Source organism: Staphylococcus sp. GDB9P120P, from assembly GCF_017893435.1.
Taxonomy (GTDB): Bacteria; Bacillota; Bacilli; order Staphylococcales; family Staphylococcaceae; genus Staphylococcus; species Staphylococcus cohnii.
The window spans coordinates 233,087-258,741 of the sequence record NZ_JAESNB010000008.1 but is presented as its reverse complement, the minus strand read 5'-3'; the positions used below and the strand labels follow the sequence as shown (position 1 = coordinate 258,741).

General features: G+C 31.5%; 28 protein-coding genes and 1 pseudogene. 1 reads left to right on the top strand and 28 read right to left on the bottom strand.

What is annotated here, in order from left to right; all coding sequences use genetic code 11:
* Positions 1 to 216 precede the first annotated feature (216 nt).
* A complete protein-coding gene (gene rpsT / locus KA856_RS06460; RefSeq protein WP_019469386.1) occupies positions 217 to 468 on the top strand; it encodes a 30S ribosomal protein S20 in 252 nt (83 codons plus the stop codon).
* 227 nt (positions 469 to 695) lie between these two features.
* Here the strand turns inward: rpsT and holA are convergent, their stop codons facing one another.
* The 28 genes and pseudogenes from holA to alaS all read right to left on the bottom strand — a co-directional run bounded on the left by holA (position 696) and on the right by alaS (position 25,494).
* Positions 696 to 1,670 (bottom strand): DNA polymerase III subunit delta, encoded by a 975-nt coding sequence (gene holA / locus KA856_RS06455; RefSeq protein ID WP_107521393.1) that lies wholly within the window; start codon positions 1,668 to 1,670, stop codon positions 696 to 698.
* A 75-nt stretch (positions 1,671 to 1,745) separates the two neighbouring features.
* A pseudogene (locus KA856_RS06450) lies at positions 1,746 to 3,358 on the bottom strand (DNA internalization-related competence protein ComEC/Rec2).
* Positions 3,359 to 3,963: 605 nt separating this feature from the next.
* On the bottom strand, positions 3,964 to 4,425 hold the full coding sequence (locus tag KA856_RS06445) for a ComE operon protein 2 (protein WP_019469390.1): 462 nt from the start codon (positions 4,423 to 4,425) through the stop codon (positions 3,964 to 3,966).
* A gap of 81 nt (positions 4,426 to 4,506) precedes the next feature.
* Complete coding sequence (locus KA856_RS06440) at positions 4,507 to 5,223, bottom strand: helix-hairpin-helix domain-containing protein (RefSeq protein WP_245336598.1); 717 nt, start codon at positions 5,221 to 5,223, stop codon at positions 4,507 to 4,509.
* A gap of 49 nt (positions 5,224 to 5,272) precedes the next feature.
* A complete protein-coding gene (locus KA856_RS06435) occupies positions 5,273 to 5,998 on the bottom strand; it encodes a class I SAM-dependent DNA methyltransferase (RefSeq protein WP_107504805.1) in 726 nt (241 codons plus the stop codon).
* Between the two features lie 2 nt (positions 5,999 to 6,000).
* Complete coding sequence (rsfS, locus tag KA856_RS06430) at positions 6,001 to 6,354, bottom strand: ribosome silencing factor (protein ID WP_073341865.1); 354 nt, start codon at positions 6,352 to 6,354, stop codon at positions 6,001 to 6,003.
* Positions 6,355 to 6,939, bottom strand: coding sequence for a bis(5'-nucleosyl)-tetraphosphatase (symmetrical) YqeK (gene yqeK / locus KA856_RS06425; RefSeq protein WP_107384644.1), 585 nt, complete (start codon positions 6,937 to 6,939; stop codon positions 6,355 to 6,357). It abuts the gene before it with no gap.
* Complete coding sequence (gene nadD / locus KA856_RS06420) at positions 6,929 to 7,501, bottom strand: nicotinate (nicotinamide) nucleotide adenylyltransferase (RefSeq protein WP_107384645.1); 573 nt, start codon at positions 7,499 to 7,501, stop codon at positions 6,929 to 6,931. The genes yqeK and nadD overlap by 11 nt, the downstream gene beginning before the upstream one ends.
* A complete protein-coding gene (gene yhbY / locus KA856_RS06415; protein WP_019469395.1) occupies positions 7,501 to 7,791 on the bottom strand; it encodes a ribosome assembly RNA-binding protein YhbY in 291 nt (96 codons plus the stop codon). Before yhbY ends, nadD begins: the two co-directional genes overlap by 1 nt.
* 12 nt (positions 7,792 to 7,803) lie before the next feature.
* The gene (gene aroE / locus KA856_RS06410; RefSeq protein WP_210138572.1) at positions 7,804 to 8,601 is read right to left on the bottom strand and encodes a shikimate dehydrogenase; all 798 of its coding nucleotides are present in this window, start codon (positions 8,599 to 8,601) and stop codon (positions 7,804 to 7,806) included.
* Positions 8,602 to 8,613: 12 nt separating this feature from the next.
* On the bottom strand, positions 8,614 to 9,711 hold the full coding sequence (yqeH, locus tag KA856_RS06405; protein WP_432590868.1) for a ribosome biogenesis GTPase YqeH: 1,098 nt from the start codon (positions 9,709 to 9,711) through the stop codon (positions 8,614 to 8,616).
* Between the two features lie 9 nt (positions 9,712 to 9,720).
* Positions 9,721 to 10,248 carry a YqeG family HAD IIIA-type phosphatase gene (locus KA856_RS06400; RefSeq protein WP_107384648.1) on the bottom strand — a complete coding sequence of 176 codons (528 nt, stop codon included), beginning with the start codon at positions 10,246 to 10,248 and terminating at the stop codon, positions 9,721 to 9,723.
* A gap of 18 nt (positions 10,249 to 10,266) precedes the next feature.
* Positions 10,267 to 10,953, bottom strand: coding sequence for a 5'-methylthioadenosine/S-adenosylhomocysteine nucleosidase (gene mtnN, locus KA856_RS06395; RefSeq protein ID WP_107384649.1), 687 nt, complete (start codon positions 10,951 to 10,953; stop codon positions 10,267 to 10,269).
* A gap of 295 nt (positions 10,954 to 11,248) precedes the next feature.
* Positions 11,249 to 12,481, bottom strand: coding sequence for an NRAMP family divalent metal transporter (locus KA856_RS06390; RefSeq protein WP_210138571.1), 1,233 nt, complete (start codon positions 12,479 to 12,481; stop codon positions 11,249 to 11,251).
* A gap of 3 nt (positions 12,482 to 12,484) precedes the next feature.
* Entirely contained in the window at positions 12,485 to 13,243 is a 759-nt protein-coding gene (pxpA, locus tag KA856_RS06385; RefSeq protein ID WP_119535685.1) for a 5-oxoprolinase subunit PxpA, read from the bottom strand.
* Positions 13,243 to 14,601: an acetyl-CoA carboxylase biotin carboxylase subunit gene (locus KA856_RS06380; protein WP_210138570.1), complete on the bottom strand. Its 1,359-nt coding sequence runs from the start codon at positions 14,599 to 14,601 to the stop codon at positions 13,243 to 13,245. Before KA856_RS06380 ends, pxpA begins: the two co-directional genes overlap by 1 nt.
* A 14-nt stretch (positions 14,602 to 14,615) precedes the next feature.
* On the bottom strand, positions 14,616 to 15,056 hold the full coding sequence (locus KA856_RS06375; RefSeq protein ID WP_119535687.1) for an acetyl-CoA carboxylase biotin carboxyl carrier protein: 441 nt from the start codon (positions 15,054 to 15,056) through the stop codon (positions 14,616 to 14,618).
* Positions 15,056 to 16,063 (bottom strand): 5-oxoprolinase subunit C family protein, encoded by a 1,008-nt coding sequence (locus KA856_RS06370; RefSeq protein WP_119535688.1) that lies wholly within the window; start codon positions 16,061 to 16,063, stop codon positions 15,056 to 15,058. Before KA856_RS06370 ends, KA856_RS06375 begins: the two co-directional genes overlap by 1 nt.
* A complete protein-coding gene (gene pxpB, locus KA856_RS06365) occupies positions 16,053 to 16,784 on the bottom strand; it encodes a 5-oxoprolinase subunit PxpB (protein WP_119535689.1) in 732 nt (243 codons plus the stop codon). The genes KA856_RS06370 and pxpB overlap by 11 nt, the downstream gene beginning before the upstream one ends.
* Before the next feature lie 284 nt (positions 16,785 to 17,068).
* Positions 17,069 to 17,545 carry a transcription elongation factor GreA gene (gene greA / locus KA856_RS06360; RefSeq protein WP_019469406.1) on the bottom strand — a complete coding sequence of 159 codons (477 nt, stop codon included), beginning with the start codon at positions 17,543 to 17,545 and terminating at the stop codon, positions 17,069 to 17,071.
* A gap of 25 nt (positions 17,546 to 17,570) precedes the next feature.
* Positions 17,571 to 18,194, bottom strand: coding sequence for a uridine kinase (gene udk / locus KA856_RS06355; protein ID WP_019469407.1), 624 nt, complete (start codon positions 18,192 to 18,194; stop codon positions 17,571 to 17,573).
* Positions 18,194 to 19,462: a peptidase U32 family protein gene (locus KA856_RS06350; RefSeq protein WP_210138569.1), complete on the bottom strand. Its 1,269-nt coding sequence runs from the start codon at positions 19,460 to 19,462 to the stop codon at positions 18,194 to 18,196. The genes udk and KA856_RS06350 overlap by 1 nt, the downstream gene beginning before the upstream one ends.
* 14 nt (positions 19,463 to 19,476) lie before the next feature.
* On the bottom strand, positions 19,477 to 20,400 hold the full coding sequence (locus tag KA856_RS06345; protein WP_107384657.1) for a peptidase U32 family protein: 924 nt from the start codon (positions 20,398 to 20,400) through the stop codon (positions 19,477 to 19,479).
* On the bottom strand, positions 20,397 to 21,038 hold the full coding sequence (locus KA856_RS06340; protein ID WP_107504807.1) for an O-methyltransferase: 642 nt from the start codon (positions 21,036 to 21,038) through the stop codon (positions 20,397 to 20,399). Before KA856_RS06340 ends, KA856_RS06345 begins: the two co-directional genes overlap by 4 nt.
* Before the next feature lie 722 nt (positions 21,039 to 21,760).
* Positions 21,761 to 22,087, bottom strand: a complete 327-nt coding sequence (locus KA856_RS06335) for a DUF1292 domain-containing protein (RefSeq protein WP_107384957.1) — start codon at positions 22,085 to 22,087, stop codon at positions 21,761 to 21,763.
* Between the two features lie 16 nt (positions 22,088 to 22,103).
* Positions 22,104 to 22,532: a Holliday junction resolvase RuvX gene (gene ruvX, locus KA856_RS06330; RefSeq protein WP_019469412.1), complete on the bottom strand. Its 429-nt coding sequence runs from the start codon at positions 22,530 to 22,532 to the stop codon at positions 22,104 to 22,106.
* 3 nt (positions 22,533 to 22,535) lie between these two features.
* Entirely contained in the window at positions 22,536 to 22,796 is a 261-nt protein-coding gene (locus tag KA856_RS06325; RefSeq protein WP_019469413.1) for an IreB family regulatory phosphoprotein, read from the bottom strand.
* A gap of 67 nt (positions 22,797 to 22,863) precedes the next feature.
* The gene (alaS, locus tag KA856_RS06320) at positions 22,864 to 25,494 is read right to left on the bottom strand and encodes an alanine--tRNA ligase (RefSeq protein WP_210138568.1); all 2,631 of its coding nucleotides are present in this window, start codon (positions 25,492 to 25,494) and stop codon (positions 22,864 to 22,866) included.
* Positions 25,495 to 25,655: the final 161 nt, after the last annotated feature.

Genomic DNA, 25,655 nt, shown 5'->3' with positions numbered 1-25,655 from the left:
GTAAATTTTAAAGTTATGTGTATATTTTATCGTCTATGTAACTATTTTTGTGTATATCTTTTGTCATTATAATTATTATTGTACCATTTATCGCGACTTTACGCGTCTTAATATAAATAAATGATTGCAGAAACCTGGTTGTTTTGATAAAATATTTCTTGTTGTAATCAAATTAATTTTTGATAGCGAAGATCACACTTTTAGGAGGTGACAGACATGCCAAACATTAAATCTGCAATTAAACGTGTTAATACTACTCATGTAACTGAAGAACGTAATATTTCACAAAAAAATGCAATGCGTACAGCTGTGAAAAGAGCTCATACAGCAATCGACACTAATGCTGACGATAAAGCTGAATTAGTAAGCTTTGCATTGAAAAAAGTAGATAAAGCTGCTCAACGCAACTTAATACATTCTAACAAAGCTGCTAGAATTAAATCATCTTTAATGACAGCTGCTAAATAATTTAAAGTTCAAGCCTACGCTTGAACTTTTTTATTTTTTAAATATATCGAACCCCATCCTTCATAAATTTAGCCCAGAAATGATTTGCAATAAGTGAAATCTCTTCTGGGCTTTTTTCTATATATATATATGGTTTTATAAGATTAAACATTATAGATACTTACGTTATAATTCATCGACAACATTATATGCAGTATGACGGTTAGTTAAAACTAAAAACGCCTAATTTATAAGGATAAAATAAACAGTTCAAGTATAAGGTGTTTATTCATATAAGATGATTTTAATTTATAATCTGTTTCTGCGCAATTATCAATGATATTTAATAAACTTTCTAATTCGTAGTGTCTTGCTTGATTTAAAGCCAACTTTACTCTATAAGGATGAACATTGATTGTTTTAGCAATTTGTTGACCACTATAACCCTTTTGTCCTAATATTTTACTTTGATAGAAAAGTCGATAATTACTCGTAATTAGAGCTAATAATTTTATAGGTTCCTCTTTCATCGCTATTAAGTCTTTAACCAATTGAATAGCTTTTGTTTTCTTATTTTTTTGGATATATTCAGTGAGCAAAAAAACATTTTGCTCCAAACTTCTATTAACAATTTGATGAACATCATTTTTGTTAATTGTTGTTCTATCACCTAAAAACAAAATAAGTTTTTCTATTTCTTGCTTAACAATATTAAAATTAACTCCAGTTAATTCAATAACTAAATCTAGTGCATCTTGTTTAATATCTTTATAATTTTCATGCAGTTGACTTTTTATCCAATGCTTTATTTCTTCTTCTGACATTTGTTCTATTTTTTTAATTTGTGCATGTTTTTTCAAAGATTTAACAACTTTTTTTCTTTCGTCTAGTTTAGAATGATTTACTTCAAATAATATTAAAGTGTCACCATCGTATTTTTCTATAAATTCTATCAGTTGATCAATATTATGATTTAACTCTTTAGGTGGCTTCTCACCAGTAAATACATATGCATTTTGTACTAGAACAGCCTTTTTATTAGAGAAAAAAGGCATTGTCAGCGTTTCTTCAATAATTGGAGCTAAATCATTTTCATATAAGTTATATTTAACGAAATTGAATTCATCTTTTGGTGCATCTAAATATTGTTCAATGACTTCAGAAGCTTTTTTTTCAATTAGTTCAGGTACTTCACCATATATCGTTATTATATTGCTGCTCATTCTTAGCACCCTTTCATTTCTATTACACGTTTTATAATTATAACACGCGTCATAGCTTCTCACTAATTAAAAATTTTAATTGAATTGTGAGTGAATTTCTATTTGGTTTTTAAATAAAATGTTCACTTCTCCGTTGATATTTGTTTGAAATATTTTAATGTCAAAAGATTTTAATCTATTGATAATTTGTGGATTGGGAAGTCTATATTTATTTTTTTCGCCTACTGAAATGAGAGCTATTTTAGGCCTAATTGCTTTCAATAAATTATTACTTGTACTCGTACGACTACCATGATGTCCAACTTTTAAAATATCAACATTGTATAAATGATATTTATGTATTAAATTCTCTTCATTATTATTTGTTGCATCTCCCATTAATAAAATTTTATAACTTTTGTACTGTATTAATATAATGATTGATTGTTCATTTAAATTATCAGAATTGGAAATTGTAGCATCTAACAGATTAACTTTCGCTTTATTCATAAAAAATTGTAGTTTATTTTTGAAATCTATTAACTTGATATCCTTTTTTAAACAAGTATTTTTTAAATGATTTAGTTCTTTAATTTTAAAACTATTTGCATTGATAATGATATTTTTAATTTTTAAACTTTTTGTTAAATAGTCTAGTTCACCGATATGATCAAGATGTGGATGTGTAACCACAACGTAATCTATCTTTTTTATATTATGTCGTTTTAATGTTGGTAAGATATGATATTTTGAAATACTGTGATTCGCAAAGTTCTGTGTCGAATTAAAATTACCGCCCGTATCGATTAATAATGATTCGTGTAATTTAGTTTCAAATAACAGGGCGTCACCTTGTCCTACATCCAACATTGTAAGTTGGTAGTCGCGTACTTGAGGTAGAATTGTAGAGACAATATATAAGGCAATTAAACTAATTATCATAAATTTATAGCATTTATGAACGAATAAAACTAAACATAGAAACGAAATGAGACATATTATAGTTATTTGGAGATTATTTAAGTTGGGAATGTACCATTGGTAAAGGTTGAGTTTATCAAAAAATCCGACCACTTTATCATGCAAAACAATTAATTGATTATATAAGTTGATTATAAATAATGGTTTGATTGGCAAATGTATGATAAAAGTAAGAAAAATAACGAAGGGAAATAATATGAAAGAATAGAATGGAACAAAAAAGATGTTTGATATTAGACCAATCCATTGAATTTGATGAAAATGGATACAACTTAAGATAAATGAGCTTAATTGTGCAATCCACGTGATATAACACAAAGATTGAAGAATACCTAAATTCTTTAGTAATGGACTAGCAAAAAGGATTGAAAAAGTGATTAAAAAGGAAAGTTGAAATCCGACATGATAAATTAACGAGGGATTTAAAAATGTTAAAAATATGAATAAAAATCCTAAAATGTTCATTGAATTCTTTATAATGTATTTTGGAAATATGAATATTAACAAACTCATAAATATTGCTCTAACAGCACTTGGAGACATACTTGTATACATGCAATAAATAGTAATAATATGATTAATATTAGTTTGGTTAAAAACAATGGACATTTTATCCTATTAAGGATATAACATATGATTGCAATAATTATAGCTATATGTGTTCCACTAATAGCAAGTAGATGCGCAATGCCAATCTTTTTAATTGTATCTAATTCATCTTTTTTCATAAGCGATGTATCGCCTGTAATTAATGCAATTGTTTTTTCGGTAAAAGCTATTTTCCATTGTTTCATTTTTTCATAAATAAACGCTTTATGTTTATTTAAAGTATCAGAAAAAGTGCTTGTGTCTTCATAACAACTTGAAAGATGAATATTTTGAATAATAAAAATAAGATTAGGTCTTGTATCGTTTTTTAATGTTCTAAACTGTCCGTGTACCTTACAAGTTTTTTGGAACAAAAATTCAGAAACATTTTTTATTTCTATATTTTTTGATGCATGTATATTATAAATGTAAGTATAAAGCTTTTTACCTATTTTAATTTTACCTTTAAGTATACGATGCTCCAAATTGGGTTTTGTGATAAACTTCGCTTTTCCTTGAAATACTTTATTTATCATTGAAGAATGGTATTCTTTTTCTGATCTCAAGTCATTTTGAAACATCATAAAACTACTTAAAGATATGATAACTATCATGATAAAATGAATTAAACTAAAGCTTTTTCTCTTCATTGTTATGACTAGCCCAAGTATTAAAATAAAAGATAAAAATTTATTAAATAGTAGCAAGTTACCAGACAAATAAGCTAAAGCATAATAAATCAATTTTATTTATTGATTAAATATTGTGCTACGTGTTCTTGATTAAATGGAATTTTTTTATACACAATACCTGATTGTTTTAACAAATCTAAAGCATAATGATGATTATGATAGTCTTCAGCATAATAAATCGTTTTAATACCAGCTTGAATAATTGACTTTGTGCAATTCAAACATGGAAAGTGTGTAACATAAATCGTTGCCCCTTCTGTTGACACCCCTTGTTTTGCGCACTGTAGCAATGCGTTCATTTCTGCGTGTATCGTGCGAATGCAATGACCATCTTCCAGCAGGCAATCTTCATCAATACAATGTACTTCTCCAGACACAGAACCATTATACCCTCCGGCTATAATTCTATTATCTTTTACAATCGTTGCTCCTACAGACAATCTTTGACATGTAGAACGCAGCGCTAATAAATGACTTTGCGCCATAAAGTATTCTTCCCATTTAATACGATCCATGATACTAAACCTCCAATTTATGTAAATTTTTAATGTGATATTTATAGATTAAATCGATTTTCGAAAAATTACAACAAAATTTCAGATTGTTAAATATGAACTTAATTTTTCTATTGTTTTAGTACCGAATCCATTAATTTCTTTCAACTGATCAATAGATTTAAAATTACCATTTTGTTCACGATATTCAATGATTGCTTTAGCTTTGACCTTTCCTATTCCAGGTATACTGGTAAGCTTGCTTTCTGATGCAGTATTTAAATTTACTGTTGCACCATCAGCATCCTTTTTTTCTGAAAAATTTGTGGCGGTTTCACTTTTATTCAATTGATTCTGAGCTTGTAAATGAGTGTGTTCCCCCTTTTCAGGAATATATATCATTTTCTGATCTATTAATCGTTCTGATAAATTAATGTTCGTTAAATCAGCATGTTCTGAAACGATTGCTTTATCCAACAACTGTTTAACTCGATCATTATTTCTCATTTTATAAACATTTGGATATTTTACCGCACCTTTGATATCAACATAAACAAATGAATCTTTGGTATGGTCATTGCTTTGTGTTTCAGTTTTATTCGATGAATGTTCATTTTTATCATTTGGTATGGGTTGGTTATGCTCGGGCAATTCTATTGGTGCCATATCATTATTTTTTTTCATTTGTTCGTTATCACGGTTCATCAAAAATGATAAAGTTATGGCTACAGTCACTATTATAAATAGCATAACACAAACCTTTATTGTAGAATTAAATTGACTAAATCTTTCTTTAAACAATTCCCATAATGGTAACAAAAAATTACTCCTTTATAGTTTACACGCATAAAGGAGTGATTTTACTTTTTTATTTTTTAACAATGAAGAACAAGCGCTCTCCTTCTTGATTATCATTCTGGTTTTCAAATTCAAAATCAACAAATGTCGTTATATGTTTAAAACCACATGATTCTAACATTTTAGTGTAAACATCTTTTGAATAAGTCTTTTGGTAATGTGACTCATCAAATCTTTTATATAAGTTATCATCTTGTTTTATAAAAAATGTCATATCATGCCATACGCTTAAAGGTTCTTCGCCACGAATCGCTTCCCAAGCTAAAAATACATTTTCTGTTTCATCAATATAACTTTGATTATTGAATAATGTATTCATCTTGTGTTCAGTATGGACATCAAACATAAATACACCCTCATTCGGCTCTAGATGATGATATACTTGCTGAAAAGTGGATAACACATCTCCATATTCTGTTAAATAATTTAAAGAATCACAAAAAATGGTTATTGCATCATATTGTTGGTTAAGGTCGAATTCAGTCATATCACCTTCTATCCAATTCACTTCACTGGATTTTTGCATTGCTATCGAAAGCATATCAACACTTAAATCCATACCCGTTATATTATCAAAGTCGTTTAATTTTGAAGTGAAACTGCCTGTACCACAACCAATATCTAAGATAGTTGATTTGTTTTTAGCATAATAATTTACAATATCAAGCCATGATTCGTATGGCTGATCTAAAGTTAATTGATCATAGTAATAGCTCATTTCTTCATATTGAGCCATTATTAATAAACTGCCTGTCCATAAGATTCTAATGGTGCATCACGATATAATTTCTCCAAGTTGTAATAATCACGTTCATCTTTATGGAATACGTGTACTACTACGTTGGCCAAGTCAATTAAAATCCATCTTGCTTCATTAAAGCCTTCCATTCGTTTTACTTCGATTTCCGCTTCATTTGCAGCATCTTTAACTGCACGTGCGATGGATTGAACTTGTCTTTCATTATTGCCGTGGCATACGATAAAATAGTCAGTCATATCGCTAATACCTTGCATATTTAAAGAAATAATATCTTCTGCTTTTTTATTCTCAGTTGCATTGACAGCTAACTTTAATAATTGATCTGATTTCATTTAATCATCCTTTACTCTTTCGTCACTATAATTGTAATAATTCAAGCAAGCAATCGTGGCATCATAAACGGTAATATCTTTCGTGATTAAATATAAGACAGTTCGCTTAGATATTTCATAAATGGTTTTATCTAAGCTACCTTGATTGTATGCTAAATCTCTAATTTCTTCAACGCCTGGGGTTTGACGACCAGGTTCAATATAATCTGCGATAAAAACTAATTTTTCCGTTTTGGTCATTTGCGCACGACCAGTTGTATGATTTTTAATGGCAAGTAATACTTCTTCATCGTTTACACCAAATTGTTGCTCCATTATAACTGCACAAACTGGACCGTGTAAGATTTCTGATCCGTAACTCAACAAGTTGCTATCCAAATCATTTTGTCTAACAATCTGATACATAGATCCCAAATCATCGTACTTGCTATAATCATGTAATATACCTGCGAGTTCTGCCTTATCTTTATCCCCATCATACTGTTCAGCTAATTTAACAGCAGTTTCTGCTACTCTTAGTGAATGATTATATCTTTTCTCAGGTAATTTGTCTTTAACTAGGGAGACAGCTTCATCAAATTTCATATAATCCTTCCTCTCTGATATATTTCTCTACACTTTGAGGCACCAGCGTTTGAATATTACTATGTTGTTTTACTCTTTCCCTGATGAGTGTTGAACTTATATCTATGCGTGGAATATTAATTGCTATCATATTATTTGAAACTTCTTGCTTTGCTTTACCACGATTCACAATTACAAAGGTTACCATTGATTTCAAATTTTCAATCTCATACCACTTTTCTAACTGAATATACTGGTCAGTACCTATAACAAAATATAGTTTAGCATTGGGATGTTTTTCTAAAATATGTTTAATTGTAAAATACGTGTAACTTTGTCCCTTGCGTTCGACTTCGTCTAAATAAACAGATCCAAACCCAAGTTCATTAATTGCACAATGGATCATATCAATTCTATATTTCGCATCTAAGTAATCATCATGCGCTTTGAGCGGTGACATATAACTTGGAATAAAGTAAAACAAATCTGGTTTAATAACATGATTCACTTCGCTAGCAACAACCATGTGAGCTGTATGAATCGGGTTAAACTGCCCACCATATAAGACTATCGTTTTAGACATTATGGCAATTGAATTTGTTTATTATCTTGTGATTCTTTATACAAGACAATCATAGACCCGATTACTTGAACAATTTCACTATGAGTTGCATCGCTTAAAGTTTGCGCTAAATCATTTTTGTCTTCAAAGTTATTTTGTAATACATGTATTTTTATTAATTCTCTATTTTCTAAAATATCATTTAATTGTTCTATCATATTTTCACCAACACCAGCTTTTCCGATTTGGAAAGTTGGGTCAACATTATGTGCTTTACTTCTCAAAAATCTCTTTTGTTTACCTGTTAACATAAAATGCTCCTTTTATAAATAATTTAAAACTGTGCGTTTCATAACTTGCACGTCCGGTTCTGTATCTGTCCATATTTTAAAACTTTCTGCACCTTGATAAACAAACATATCCAAGCCATTATAGATTGGGTTACCTTGGACTTCAGCTTGTTCTAAGATTGGTGTTTTAAAGGGTACATACACAATGTCACTCACTAACGTATCAGACTCTAGATGCTTCAAACTAATTGGTATTTCTTGATTTGTGTTCATTCCTGCTGGTGTCGTATTGATGATAATATCGAATTCGGATAATGCTAATTCAGCATCAGATAATCGAATTTTGTTTACATTCAAATTCCATTGTTCAAATCTGTCCAAAGATCTGTTTGCAATAGTAAGTTTGGGTTGTACATACTTAGTTAATTCATTCGCAATGCCTTTACTAGCACCGCCTGCACCTAAAATTAAGATATAGGCATGTTTTAAATCTGGATACACGCGTTGCAAGCCTTTAACATAACCGATACCATCTGTATTATAACCAATCCATTTACCATCTTCTATCTTAACCGTATTCACGGCACCTACAGTTTCTGATTGTTCATCAATTTCATCTAAAAAAGGTATAATACGTTCCTTATGCGGAATTGTTACATTAAAACCAGAAAGTGCTTTATCTGAAATAATTTCTCTTATTAGATGGAATTTATCTTCAGGAATATTAATCGCTTCAAATGCTGCATTGTAATTTAAAGATTCAAAATTAGCATTATGCATCACTGGAGATAAAGAATGATCAATTGGGTGGCCTATTACTGCATATTTCATATTTTACACACCTTACATAATTGAATTTCTTAAAATAACATCAACATTTTTTGGCACGCGTACAATGACTTTTGCACCTGCGTCTATCGTGATAAAGCCTAATCCAGAAATCATTACATCACGTTTTTCTTTACCAGTTTCTAACCTTACGGCTTTAACATTTCTCAAATCAAAATTTTCAGGATTATGAGGTGGTGCTAATACAGATCCTAATTGATTTCGCCATAATTCATTAGCATTTTCTGTTTTTGTTCTATGAATATTTAAATCATTAGAAAAGTAACAGACTAACGGTCTTTTTCCGCCACTAATATAGTCTATACGTGCAAGTCCACCGAAAAATAATGTTTGTCCTTCGTTAAGCTGATAAACACGTTGTTTAATTTCTTTTCTAGGCATAATTGTTTTAAGTTCATGTTCAGATACTAAATGTGTCATTTGATGCGCTTGAATAATTCCTGGTGTATCATACATAAACGTCGTTTCATCAAGTGGAATATCAATCATGTCCAAGGTTGTACCAGGAAATCTTGAAGTTGTAACAACATCTTTTTCTCCTACACTACGTTCTATTAATTTATTAATTAAAGTTGATTTACCTACATTTGTAGTTCCTACAATATATACGTCTTCATCGTTTCTGATACTGTTAATAGAAGTTAATAGATTTTCAATACCTTCATTTTTGTCTGCTGAAATAAGCACGACATCTTCAGCATCAAGTCCATATTTTTTAGCTGTTTTCTTCAACCATTCTTTTACACGACGTTTATTTATTTGTTTTGGCAAAAGATCTATTTTATTCGCTACAAGAATAATTTTTTTGTTGCCGACGATACGTTTAATTGCATTGATAAATGAACCCTCAAAATCAAATACATCCACAACATTTACTATTATTCCTTTTTTATCTGCTAAGCCATTAAGTAAATTTAAAAAGTCATCGCTATCTAAACCTACATCTTGAACTTCGTTATAATTTTTTAGTCTAAAACATCTTTTACACACAACATCTTCACGAAATAAGTTATGTTCTGGAACATAACCCGGTGCATCAGAATCTTCAGACTGTAAAGGTGCACCACAACCTATACATTTCAATACATCCACTTCACTCAATCAATTTTCCTCCCATTTTATATATCCTTTTTTTCTAAAATGTTGTAATAATCTGCGTTCAATAAGACGATTAAATTTAGTAATCAAGCCATCTGTCTGTTTGACAGGTACTACCATAATAGTAAATAAGCCACGTCTGTTACCACCAAATACATCCGTTAACATTTGATCACCTATTACCACTATCTCTGATGGATCTAAACTCATAGAATGCATTGCACGATCAAATGCACGCCCTCTTGGTTTTCTTGCTTTAAAAATATAATCTACTTTTAATGATTTAGAAAAGCTACCAACTCTTTTTTCATTATTATTAGAAACAATTGTAATCGTAATGCCTTTTTGTTTTGCCTCTTCAAACCAAGTTTTAACTGCTTCTGTAGGATCAGCAACATCCCATCCCACTAGTGTATTATCTAAATCAGTAATGATACCTTTTACGCCAGATTCTGCAAGCTTATCTATATCAATTTGAAAAATAGATTGCACATATTCATTTGGCATAAAGTATTTCTTTATTATACCCATTATTTCAATTCACCTTTTTTATATTTTTTTAATTAAATTTTCTACCATTGTACTAGAAGATTTTGCTGCTTTTGTTAAAAATTCATCAAATGTGATACCAGCGTCTCCATCTGCTAAATCTGATATTGCACGTGTGATAATAAATGGTAAATTAAATTGATAGCAAGTCTGTGCAATTGCAGTTGCTTCCATTTCTGCAGCCATCGCTTGAGGGAAATTTGTTTTAATTTTCATTCGTTGGTCTTTTGTACCAATAAAACTGTCACCACTTACAATCAAGCCTACCTTAGCAATTAGTTGTTGATTTGTAATTACTTGTGTCGCTTTGTCAATCAATGATTTATCTGCTACGAATTGTTCAGGCATTTGTGGGATTTGTCCTAACTGATAACCAAATGCTCTAGCATCAGCATCATGATAAGCAACCATATCGCTTACTACGATATCACCAACATTTAATGATTTATCCAATGCACCTGCAGAACCTGTATTAATAATTAAATCAGGTTTGAACTTTTCAATTAATAATGTTGTTGAAATGGCTACATTTACTTTACCAATGCCACTTTGAGTTAATACGACTGCTTTATCATTTATATAACCTTTGTAAAAATATACATGTGCAATATTAATCTCTTCTAAATTCACAAGTTTATTTTTTAAGATTGCTACTTCTTCATCCATAGCTCCAATAATACCGATCATTGTTATTCACCTCAATTTAAAATCCTAACCTTAGTTATTCTACCACATTTAAACTGATAGCTCGACGATTGAATCATATTTATATCAAATTTATATTTCATTATTTATCGTAAGAAATTTATGTAAATTTTCGCATTATCAATTTGATTTAACATGTAAATACATTGTTCTTATTTTAATAGGAAATGACAATGTTTATTTAATGTAAGTATAACTATAAAACAAACCATTCTCTAAGTCCTTATTATAAGCATAAGAACTAGAGAATGGTTACTTTGTAACTATAATGATATTGTTAACTACCTATTAATTGTGTCAATCCTTGCAGTGAATATATACCTGTAACAACTGTGACTAAAACAGCTAAAATACCAAACCAAAGCATCCATGTTGGATGATGATAATCCCCTACGATTGATTTTCGTTTACTAGCAATAAGTATTGTCGTTAATATAATAGGTAAGATAAGTCCATTTAAAGCACCTGCAACGATTAATAATGTTACTGGTTTTCCTAAAAATAGAAAAACAAAAGTTGAAATGACTATAAATGAAATTACAATAATATTTGTTTTATTATAGATCGATTTATGCAATGTTTTTAAGAAAGTCGCACTTGTATATGCTGATCCAATAACTGAAGACATTGCTGCAGCAAATAATACAACACCAAATATATTTCGACCAATTGGTCCTAATACATGCTCAAATACTGAAGCTGGTGGATTTGTATCATTTAAAGTTACGCCCGTAACGACTACACCAAGTACCGCTAAGAATAATAATGCTCTAAGCACACCTGTTGTTAATATTCCTGAAATAGCCGCTTTGTTTACAAATGGCAAATAATGCTTACCACGGATGCCAGAATCTAATATTCTATGTGCACCAGCAAATGTAATATAACCGCCAACTGTTCCACCCACTAATGTGATAATAGGTAAAACAAGTGCTAAAGGTTGTTCCGGCATCACAAGATGTTTAGCTGCGTCAGCATAAGGCGGGTTAGCTTTAAACATTAAAAATGCAACAACCACAATCATTAAAACACCTAAAAACATCGTGACAACATCCATAATTTTTTGACCACTTTTACTTACAAAAATAAGTATTGCTAATACTGCTGTAATAGCTGCACCAATCTTTACATCTAAGCCAAAAATTGCATTTAATCCTAATCCAGCACCTGCAATATTACCAATATTAAATGCGAGTCCACCTATTGCAATTAATATCGATATAAAAGTACCCAATCCTTTAAATATTTCATTAGCTACTTCTTGACCACGTTTACCTGTGACGACCAACACTCTCCAAATATTAATTTGCGCTCCTATATCAATCAATATTGATAATAAAATTGCAAAAGCAAAACTTGAAGTGAACTGCGCAGTAAATACTGCTGTCTGAGTTAAAAATGCAGGTCCAATTGCAGATGTAGCCATTAAGAATACAGAACCTAATAATAACCTTTTATGATTTTTTGTAAATTCAAAATCCTTCGATTCTGTTTTTAATTTTTCTCCCATGTGTTAGCCTCCCAGCTTAGATATAGAAACGCCTTCTTTCGATAATCTTTCTCTTATTTTTGTAACAAATTCTAGTGCATGTTCACCATCTCCATGAACACAAATTGTATCTGCTTGAATATCAATTTCCTTGTTATTTTTCGTAATTACTTTTTGTGATTTAACCATTTTGACAACTTGTTCAATAGCTTCTTCTGTGTCAGTTATTAAAGCATCACTTTCTTTTCTACTCACTAATTGACCATCATCTTCATAACGTCTATCTGCAAACACTTCTGAAGCAGTAGTTAAACCAACAGCTTGCGCTTCTGTAACAAGTAGTGTATTTGATAATCCAACATAAATTAATGATTCATCAAAATCATATACAGCTTGAGCAATCGCATGTGCGATTGCTTTATCACGTGCACCCATTTGATACAGTGCACCATGTGGTTTTACGTGGTTTATTTTAACTTGGTGAACATTACAGAATCCACTTAATGCACCGAGCTGGTAAATGACGATATCATAAATTTCTTTCGGTGACAAGTCCATATTTCTACGGCCAAATCCTTGTAAATCTGGAAGACCAGGATGTGCACCTATACCAACACCATTTGCTTTAGCTAATTCTACCGTTTGATTCATGACATGTTGGTCACCAGCATGAAAACCACATGCAATGTTTGCTGACGTAATTAACGGAATAATTTGATCCTCTCCACCGAATGAATAATTTCCAAAAGCTTCACCTAAATCACAGTTCAAATCAACTTTCATTATGCTTCCTCCTTAATTATTTGATGTCTATCTAAGAATTTAATATCTACATCTTTTGCATCACCATTGGCATATTGTGGATATGATAAAACTGCATATAAGAAATCAGCTGTTGTAGTAAAACCATCAATTACCATTTCATCCAATGTTACTTTTAATTTGTTTATTGCTGAAGCTCTATTAGGTGCTTTTACGATAACTTTCGCTACTAGCGAATCATAATTTGGTGATACCGTATAACCAGGATAAAGCAAACTATCGATACGTACGTTAAATCCTTGTGGCAAATGTAATGCTTTTACTTTGCCTGGAGAAGGTTGAAATCCTTTCTGAGGATTTTCTGCGTTGATTCTCGCTTCAATGACATGTCCATCAAATAGTACCTCGTCTTGGTTGAATGGTAATGAACCATGCTTCATTAAATAAAGCTGAGCGTGTAGTAAATCACGATTCGCTCTCATTTCAGTTACTGTATGTTCAACTTGAATTCGCGCATTCATTTCAATAAAGTAATAAGCATCTTCTGTCACTAAGTATTCGATAGTACCTGCACTTCTATAATTAGATGCTCTAGCCACTTTTACAGCATCATTACACATAGATGCTCTCATATTATCGGATAATGCAGCACAAGGTGATTCTTCAATTAATTTTTGATTTTTTCTCTGAACTGAGCAATCACGCTCACCTAAGTGTATGTAATTATCTTTACCGTCTCCTAGCACCTGTACTTCCACGTGCTTAGCTACAGGTATAAATGCTTCCACATATACGCGATTATCATTAAAATATTTTTGTCCTTCACTTTTTGCTTCCTTAAACGACTTTTCCAAAGCTTCTTCAGCTTTGACAATTCTTATACCTTTACCGCCACCACCACTGGCAGCTTTTAATACAAGTGGATAACCAATGTCATGCGCTATTTCTTTAACTTCTTCGATTGTCTCTACTGCAGAAGTAGAACCAGGTATGATTGGTACATTCGCTTGATCAACTGTTTGTCGTGCTGTTATTTTATCACCCATCATTTCCATGGTTTGATCAGTTGGCCCTATAAAATAAATACCATTTTCTTCAACATTTTTAGCAAATGAAGTGCTTTCTGATAAAAAACCATACCCTGGATGTATTGCATTTGCACCACTTATTTTTGCAGCACTAATAATTCTGTCTTGGTTTAAATAGCTATCCAAAGCATTGGCTTCTCCAATACATATCGCTTGATCAGCTAAACTTACATGTAGACTTGACTCATCCCCTAAAGCATAGATAGCCACAGTTTCAATATCCATTTCTCTACATGCGCGAATAATTCTTACAGCAATTTCTCCTCTATTTGCAATTAAACAACGATACAATTCAAATACCCCCTTTAAACGTATTTCACAGTTATAATCGTTTGATCATATTCAACATTTGAACCGTGATTGACATGTATTGTGTCTACAACACCATCCACATCACTTTTTACTTCATTCATTACTTTCATCGCTTCTATGTAACCAATGGTATCTCCTTTTTTAATTTCATCACCTTCACGAATGAGTGGATTTGTTAATTCTTTTTCATCTTGTAAATAAAACGTACCGACCATAGGTGATTTGACAGCCTGATTTGATTGTTCTTCATTTGATATACCTTGCTCATTTAAAGTTGATTCATTATTTGAAGCTAATTGTTGTTGCGCAGGTGATGCAGATGTATTATCTGTAAAATCAATAGTTATTTCATTTTCATAATCTTTATAATTAAATTTTTTAACCCCGTTATCTTTTACAATTTTAATTAATTGTTCTACTTTTTCAAAATTCATTATAATTCCCCTTTCAATAAATGATTAATGCGTATAGATGTATCTCTCAATTGCGTAACATCAAAAATAGGTTGCTCATAAATATTTTTGATTGTATTTTTAAATGCTTCTTCTTGTTGTTCTAATTTTTTAACTGCTTCATCGATTGTGGTCCATTCAAAAAGAATCGTATCATTGGGTTGCATTTGAGCTAATTTATGTAAATCAGATGCACAAACGGTTGCTATTTTTGTATAGCCACCTACTGTTTGTTTATCATTTAATAAAATAATAGGATTACCATCATTTGGAACTTGTATACTGCCTAAGGCAACAGGTTCTGATATTATATCTGCCGATGTGTTTGGTGAAATCGTTTCACCTTGTAATCGATAACCCATGCGGTCTGATTTTTCTGATATTTTAAATTCATTGGCTACTAGCTTTTCTTGCGCTTCTTGACTAAAGCTTTCAATTTGAGGACCCTCAATGATTTGAATAGTGTTTTCTTTAACCTCTGCGACATCAGTAAGTAAACTCAAACCAAGGTTACGTGTATACGAATGATTTTTTTTACACTCTATTACATCACCAGATTTTAATGAACGCCCTTTAAAACCACCAATTTGGCTTCGTGTATGAGTAGCATAGCTATTTGCAACTTTTTGAATTTTCAAAGGTTTACCAAATAATAAGTATCCTCTTGCCCCATTAGTGACTTGTCCAACTTTCAAAACGTCGCCTTTTTTTACTGCTATTACAGTAGATTCATCAATAGTTGCATCGTTAACGGTTGCGTTAAACTCAGCACCTATTAATACAAACGTATTATCTTCTAAAAATTCAATCGTTGGGCCAATAATTGTACATTCAATCGCTGGCCCTTCATTACCAATTAGCGCTAGCCCAGTTCTATAAGCATATTGATCCAAAACACCTGCAGTAGAAAATCCTTGGTCTTGATAGCCGATTCTTCCTAAATCTTGGATCGTACTAAATAAACCTGGATTAATAATTTTAATACTCATATTGAATTTTCACCCATTTCTCAATATCAAATTCACCTTGTTGTGCTTCAACAATCTGTTCGAACGTAGATTCATCTATAGAATAGAATTTTATATAGTCTCCGGATTCATATAAACACATAGGCGTTCTTAAAATATCAAATACCGTAATTGGTGTACGACCGATGATTTGCCAACCTCCTGGAGATTGTTTTGGATATAATCCTGTTTGATTATTCGCAATACCAACTGAACCTGCAGGAATACTTGTTCTTGGTTCTTCTCTTCTAGGAGTAGCTAACTTTGAATTTAATCCTCCTAAAAATGGAAAACCTGGCATAAATCCAAGCATATAAATTAAATATGTATTCTCTGTATGTAACTTAATTACTTCTTCTATTGATAATTGATTATGTGTAGCTACTTCTTGAATATCTGGGCCATAATTACCACCATAAAGTACTGGTAAACTAATGGTTTTTACTTTATTTAAATTTTCATCAAAATCCAGTTTGTTTAATTGTTCTAGTTTCAGTTCATTAACAACTTTCGCTAAACTTTGTTTAGTAATATCTATATGTAGCATAATTGCGCGATAAGAAGGTATCACTTCAATAATAGCTTCATGTTGCTGATCTTTAATGTACTTTTCAACTTTTTGTACTTCCTTAAATGTCGAAGGATCAATTTGTTGTTCAAAGTAAATCATAATTGTCTCTTCATTGATTAATTTATATTTCAACACTTTTCCCCCTTTGTATTATATACATTAAACTATTTATTAAACATTAATATGTGTACAACATTATAATTGTATCATTAACTAACGCACTATGTTTAATTAGAAATAGTTATAATTGGTGATAATAAACTACTATTGTTAAATACAAATTAACCCTAAATTATCTTAATATTTCAATAATTGTATCAATGATATAAATTTATCAAATAGTTGAAGATAAGTATATATTTTTATTTATAAAGTGTAAAATCCCCCTAACATTAGTTGTTAAGGGGATTTTAATATTACTTGATATTCACAATTTTTACATTGATTTCTGCACCATTTGGTAGTGGAACACGAACCTCTTCGTTTAATTTTTTACCTATTAAACTTTTAGCCATTGGTGATTCATTTGAGATTTTACCATTAAATGCATCAGATTCTGCAGATCCAACAATTTGGTATTCTTCTTCATCTTCACCTGGTAATTCTACAAAAGTTACAGTTTTACCAATTTGTACTTGATTGTTGTCACCTGTATCCTCAATTATAAGTGCATTACGTAGCATATGCTCAATTCTTTGTATGTCTTGTTCGATGAATCCCTGTTCATCTTTAGCAGCATCATACTCAGAGTTCTCAGATAAATCTCCGAATGAACGAGCTACTTTTATTTTTTCAACGACTTCTGGTCTCTTAACTGTCTTTAACTCTTCAAGTTCATTTTCTAGCTTTTCGAAACCTTCTTGCGTCATAGGGTATTGTTTTTGGTTTTCCATATTGTCATCTTCCTTTACTAAAATACTATTGTTTACTTACTAAAGTCTGAATTTTTGTCGTCATTATATCGATCGCAACTTTATTACTTCCACCTTCGGGAATGATAATATCTGCATATCTTTTTGTAGGTTCTATAAATTGATTATGCATTGGTCGAACTACATTTAGATATTGATTTATAACAGAATCCATTGTACGACCTCTTTCTTCTGTATCGCGAAGTAAGCGACGTAAGATTCGTAAATCTGCATCAGTATCAACATAAATTTTGACATCCATTAAATCTCTTAACGTTTTATTTTCAAGCGCAAATATGCCTTCTACGATAATAACATCTTTTGGTTTAAATGCAATCGTTTCATCGCTTCTAGTATGATTTGTATAATCATATGTTGGTACTTCAATCTGTTTACCATTTCTCAAATCGTTTAAATTTTCTATTAATAAGTCATTATCAAAAGCAAAAGGATGATCATAATTGGTCTCTAAACGTTCTTCGAAACTTAAATGCGATTGGTCCTTATAATAATAGTCTTGTGCTAATAATGCAACACTATGGCCTTCTAAATTTTTCATAATTTCGTTTGTGACTGATGTTTTACCTGAACCAGAACCACCAGCGATTCCAATAATAGTCGTACGTTTCATTATCCAATTTCCTTTCTCATCATGTTGTTGATATAAATTGGATGATCAACTTCAATTTGCACAATTTGCAATGGGTGTCGTGCAGCATCAAGTTTGTTACCTTCTTCATCATAAATAGTTTCAACAACTTGTCTAAATGTATCAATTTCAGGACCAAAAAACTCTATTTCTTCTCCAGGCTCAAATTTATTACGCTGTTGAATCGTAGCGAGTTTGGTTTTTTCATCATAACCAAGGACTAATCCACAAAAATCATAAGCTGAGTTCTTTTTATTTTGTTGCCCAAACATTTGCTCTTCGTAACCAGGTGTGCCTTCAATAAATGCAGAAGCAGTGTCTCTGTTAGCGCATTTTTCCAGCTCAGCTAACCATTCTGGCTTAATTTTAAAATTATCAGGATCTTCTGCATAAGCATCGATGACTTTGCGATATACAGATACAACAGTTGCAATGTAGTGTATTGATTTCATGCGTCCTTCAACTTTAAGTGAATCCACACCAATATCCATCATTTTAGGGATTGACTCAATAAGTTTCAAATCTTTTGGACTCATTGCGAAAGGTGTCACTGCATTTTCATCATAATATAAATCTAAATCACCATCTTTATCAATTTCCAATAGGTCATAATCCCACCTACAGCTTTGACAACAACCACCTCTATTAGAATCTCGAGCTGTCATGTGATTACTTAATGTACATCTACCAGAATACGCAATACACATTGCGCCATGAATAAATGATTCAATTTCAATATCTACTTTGTCTTTCATTTCCTTCATTTCCATAGCACCTGTTTCACGTGCTAATACTACACGATCTAAACCTTCATTTTTCCAAAATTCTACAGCTTTATAATTTGAAAGTGATTGTTGTGTTGATAAATGAATTTCTAAGTTCGGTGCTACGCGCTTACATGTTTCAATGATAAGTGGATCCGCAACAATAATACCAGTGGCACCGGCTGACTCTAAATTTTTTAAATATTCATCCAAACCTGCAATATTTTCATCATGTGCAATAATATTAGTCGTAACGTAAATTTTTGCCCCATATTGCTGTGCGAATGTCACACCTTCTTTGATTTCTTCCATCGTAAAATTATCCGCATTGGACCTTAAACCATACGCTTGTCCACCTAAAAATACTGCATCTGCACCATAATGTACTGCTATTTTGAGTTTTTCTAAATTACCTGCTGGAGCGAGTAGTTCAGGTTTTTTTATCTTATTATTAGTATTGCCTTCAACTTTTTCTAATAATTTCATTATTTAAACCTCCCTTAATAGACTGTTTGCTTATACAAGAATCCTTCATCAAACGGACGATGCTCAGGTTGAATAGCTTCGATAGGATCTACGAGCATAAATTTTTCATCATCATAAGCCTCTGGATCTTCATTGAATAAATCAATAGCTTCTCTATATTGTTCTGTACAAACATTGATATATTCTTCAGTTTGTAATACACCGTCAATCTTGAATGCATCAATATTGGCTGCTAAAAGTTGATCTAACTCTTCAATCAAACATATATCATTGGGAGACATAATATGTGTTCCATTGTAATCCTCAAAAACAGGATATTTGTTATCTCGTTCTTCATCATATAATAACAACTCATTAGCTACTTTGTTTCGATGAATTTTCATTTGTCTTTCTTGGAAAGTAAAATAGTTGCCTAATAACATGCGTTTTGATTGGAACATGCAAGTCATACCATGTACTTGTACTTCAACCTCTACATCTGCATGTTGTTTTATATTTAATATTTCATCTAAACTTAATTCTCTAGCTAGTTGCGCGCGTTGCGCCCCCTTTTTTCCCCAATAGTTGCATTGAAAATAATTTGTGACTAATGCTTCTGCATCCCAATTTAATGGAATTGGGTTTTCTTGTTCATTTACATACATAACTACCGCTGGATCACCAAATATAATACGGTCAACTTTTATCTCATGTAAAAAGTCAATATATGCTTTCAGCGCATTTAAATGATAATTGTGAAATATACCATTTACTGCCACATAGGCCTTTTTCCCATGATTATGTATTAATGTCACTGCTTCCACCAATGCTTCTTTTTTAAATTCTCCTGCTAATCTTAAACCAAATTTTTGCTCACCGATTACAAAAGCATCTGCACCTTTTTCAATTAATGCCTCAATATGTTTAACAGATTTTGGCGTTACTAATAATTCTGTCATTTTGATTCTCCTTTAATCGAAATAGCTAGACCATCATCTATATTTAAGAAATTAGTTGTGAAACGAGGTTGAACCATCAGCCATTCATTATATTCTTGTACTTTTTTTACCATTTGTCTGACATTTCTGCTTCTCACTACAGCAATATCTGAAACAAAACCATGATACAAAACGTTATCTGTAACTATTATTCCACCTTCTTTGAGTAAAGGCTCATACAAAGTAAAAAACTTTTTTGATTGTGCTTTCGCAGCATCAATAAATATCATATCAAATGATTCATGTTGGATGTTTTCAAAAGCTTCTAAGGCATCTTTTTCAATTAACTCTATTTGCGTATGATATCCAAATTTTGCAAAATTTTCTTTGGCTTTTAATTGCATATCGACATCACGCTCAATGGTAACCACTTTTATATCCTTAGAAACAGAAGCAAATTGCATACTACTATAGCCAATTGCAGTGCCTATTTCTAAAATACGCTTGGGTTTATGTATTCTGATCAGTTGTTTAATCATATCTAAAGTTAGCCTATCCACGATTGGAACATGATGTTCCACAGCATATGGTCTAAGTTGTTCTATAGCAATATCATTCTCTTTGTGCAATTCTAATAAATATGATTGATTATTATCCATTTCAAAACTTCCTTCAATGTAAATATTTCAAAGTGTTTTTGACAAATAAAATAAATCAGTCAATGATTGTGACTGATTGTATTTCAATTAATAACAACGGCTATATGTTCTTATATTACGAACTACTTTTTATATAATTCTTTGAAATTATCTCATAAATTTAATTTTAACTTTATATATTTTACCACAAAGGCATATATATTATAAGTGTAAATTGTGATAACCAACTTGTTTATATAGCTATATTGAATATTACATCAACTTCACATAATAAATGCGTATAAGAAACTAATACAAAAATCGAAATTATTATGTTTTTATCTCTTTTATCGATTAAATTATCTAACAGAATAAACACCACAATTGTGCAATGGTTATATATTACAATTTTTGCGTAAAATATTGTAGTGATTTGTGTTGTCTCTTGGAGTAAAAAAACACTAGTCTCAGATTTCAGAAAGAGTTAGCACCCGACATAATGAATACAAAAAACTGCCAACAAAGTCAGAAACTTTGTCGACAGTATGAGCTGAAATTTAAAAATTTCAGCTTGATAACGTGATATTAATACATAATGACCAGAATTTTTACACATTAGCTTTTGTAAAATTAGTGGTAAAAACACATTGTCACCTAAGACAAAGTGTAAACAATATTGAATCAATTTGTAATTCAGATTCACACTTTAAATATCAATGCGTATTTTTAGTGTTGTCCAAATATTATTCATGGTTATGATCATGGTCGTCCATTTCAGTGTTAACGACTTCTTCAATCATATCCCATTCTTCATCAGTTTCAACTGGTAAAAATTTTCCGCCTTCGCCATCTACATCAGGCTCATTAATCATTGGTACTAATTCGATTAAATCATCATCATCTGATTCTGCACCTTCTTCAGCAAGAATCACATATTCTTTTTTGAATTCAGGATGGAAAAATTCTAATACTTTTCGATAAAGTACTTCGTTTCCATCTTCATCAAATAAAGTTAATAATTCCTCTTGGTTGTTAATTTCTAATTCAGATTCATGGTTATGTTCAGTCATTATAAAACGCTCCTTTTTATTGTATAGAATCTAAATAGCCTTGTAATATAAATACTGCAGCCATTTTATCTATTACTTTTTTTCGTTTTTGTCTAGAAACATCTGCTTCAAGTAAAGAACGTTCTGCAGCCATGGTACTTAAACGCTCATCCCACATGATTATCTCTACAGATGGCAATGCTTCCTGAAGTTGCTCCTTGTATTGTAACGAAGCTTCGCCTCGAAATCCAATAGAATTATTCATATTCTTTGGCAAACCTATGACAACAGTACCAACTTTTTCTTTCTCTATGATCGTTACTAGTCTGTCTATACCTAGTTCATTCTTATCTTCGTTTATATGGAGTGTATCTAATCCCTGGGCTGTCCAACCCATGAGATCACTTATAGCAATGCCAACAGTTTTACTTCCTACATCTAAACCTAAAATTTTATGTTTTAGCATTAATTACTTTGAGTTCTCTTGTAAATAATTTGAAACTAATTCTTCCATGATATCGTCGCGATCAATACGACGAATTTGGTTTCTAGCTTCATTATTACGTGGAATATACGCAGGATCACCTGATAATAAATAACCGACAATTTGATTTACAGGGTTGTAGCCACGTTCATTCAGCGTGTTATAGACATTTTGAAGTACTGTTTTGACATCTTCTTTTGGAATTTCATCATAATTAAATTTCATTGTTTTATCAAAGTTTTCCATTTTGTAACACTCCTTCGTATCGACTAAAAAGTACTTATTGTTAATTCTACATTACTAAACGTAGAACTTATAGAGATTTAATGTAATCTTTAATGAAACGTAATGATTCTGTTATGTTTTCAGGTTGAGTGCCCCCACCTTGAGCCATGTCTGGGCGGCCGCCACCTTTACCACCTACAATTGGTGCCATGTTTTTAATAATGTCACCAGCTTTTACACTATCTGTTAATTCTTTTGGTACTGTAGCTACTAAAGACACTTTGCCATCTATGTTACTGATTAAAATTATAATAGCATCTTGCAACTTAGATTTAAAGTCATCCATTGTCTCACGAATCGCTTTTGCGTTTGCGACTTCAACTTCAGTTGCAAGTACATTAAATCCATTAATTTCTTCTACCTGATTTGTAATATCACCCATTTTCAGTGTAGTGATTTCTTTATTTCTTTGTTCAAGTTGCTTAGATAATTCTTTTTCATCCGCTTGCATTTGGATAACTTTTTCTAAAACTTGATCATCTGATTTCACTTTAACTTGTGCTTTCACCGCATTAAATTGTTCTTGTATTGTTTCTAAATATAGAAATGCTGATTTTCCAGTAAATGCTTCTATACGTCTCACACCAGCACCTGTACCCGATTCACTCACTATTTTAAACAAACCTATTTCAGAAGTATTATTAACATGGATACCTCCACATAATTCAATGGAGAAAGGTGCCATATTGACAACTCGAACGACATCGCCATATTTTTCACCAAATAATGCCATCGCACCTAATTTTTTAGCTTCAGCAATAGGCATTTCTTGTATATTCACATCTATACTATTCCAAATTTCTTCATTAACTCTTCGCTCAACGTGATCTATTTCATCTTGAGTTAAAGGTCCAAAGTGCGTGAAATCAAATCTTAATCTCTCCGCTTCAACAAGTGAACCTGCTTGATTGACATGATCTCCAAGTACTTCTTTTAATGCCGCATGTAATAAATGTGTGGCGCTGTGATTCTTTTTAATATCTCTTCGTTCAACATGGTTTACACTAGCAAGCACTTCGTCATTCTTTTTAACAGTTCCAAATTGAATTTCACCTTTGTGTAAATTTTGTCCATTAGGTGCTTTGGTTACTTCAGTAACTTTGATTTCGAACTGTTCATTACTTATTGTACCTTCATCTGCTACTTGTCCACCACTCACTGCATAAAATGGTGTTTCTTTTAAAATAAAGTAAATGATTTCTCCAGCTTCAGCTTCGTTTACGAAATCTCCATTATAAATGATATCGGTAATAAACGTTTTTTGATCCATGACATCATAACCTACAAATTGACTCTCTGTTGTTACTTTTTTCAATATGTCACTTTGTACTTGCATAGATTGAGAGTTTTGACGAGCTTGTCTAGCTCTATCACGTTGTTTTTGCATTTCATCTTCAAAAGTATTCATATCAACAGAAAGGTTTTCTTGTGTTGCAATTTCTTCAGTAAGTTCAACTGGAAAACCATATGTGTCATATAATTTAAATGCATCCTTACCACTGATTTCATTTGTCGTTGATTTTGCTTTTGCAATTAAATTATTTAATATCGCTAAACCTTCTTCCAGTGTTTCATGGAAACGTTCTTCTTCCGATTTGATCACGCGTTTGATGAAATCAGCTTTTTCTTTAACGTTCGGAAAATAAGGTTCCATGATATCTGCAACGATATCAACCAATTTATACATAAATGGTTCATTAATATCTAATGATTGACTAAACCTTACAGCACGACGTAAAAGCCTACGCAACACATAACCTCGTCCTTCATTTGCTGGTAATGCGCCATCAGCGATTGCAAATGAAATCGTGCGTATATGGTCAGAAATGACTTTGAATGCTACATCATAAGTATCTTTTTCAAGATACTTTTTACCTGAAACTTTTTCTACTTCATTAATGATTGGCATAAACAAATCAGTTTCGTAATTTGTACGAACATTTTGCGCTATAGATGCCATTCTTTCAAGCCCCATACCAGTATCAATATTTTTATTTGGTAATGGTGTGTACGTATGATCTTTATTATGATTAAATTCACTAAATACTAAATTCCAAACCTCTAAAAATCTTTCATTCTCACCACCTGGATACATTTCTTCTGCAGGATCATCTTGTCCAAATTGATCACCGCGATCATAGAATATCTCAGTATTAGGGCCTGAAGGTCCTTCTCCGATATCCCAGAAATTTCCTTCTATACGAATAATTCTACTCTCTTCTAAACCTATGTCTTCATTCCATATTTTATAGGCTTCTTTGTCCTCAGGATGTATCGTTACATACAATCGTTTTGGATCCATAGCCATCCATTTTTCATTCGTTAAAAATGCCCAAGCAAATTCAATAGCCTCTTTTTTAAAATAATCACCAATTGAAAAATTACCTAACATTTCAAAAAAAGTATGATGTCTAGCTGTAAAGCCGACATTCTCAATGTCATTGGTTCTTATAGCTTTTTGAGAATTAACAATACGAGGCTTTTTAGGTGTTTCTCTGCCATCAAAATATTTTTTTAATGTCGCAACACCAGAGTTAATCCATAGTAAAGAATCATCATCTATAGGTACTAATGGTGCAGAAGGTTCAACCATATGCCCTTGTTCAACAAAGTAATCAATAAAATTCTGTCTAATTTCACTTGCTTTTAAGTTTTTCATACTTAAAATTCCTCCATCTCAACTCAAGTTATATCAATTATTTGATAAAAAAGAAAATAAAAAACGTCCATCCTATCAAAAGGGACGAACGTTTCGCGGTACCACCCTAGTTATAAGCATTAATAATGATTACTAATTTCGCTTATCACTTTAAATAAGTA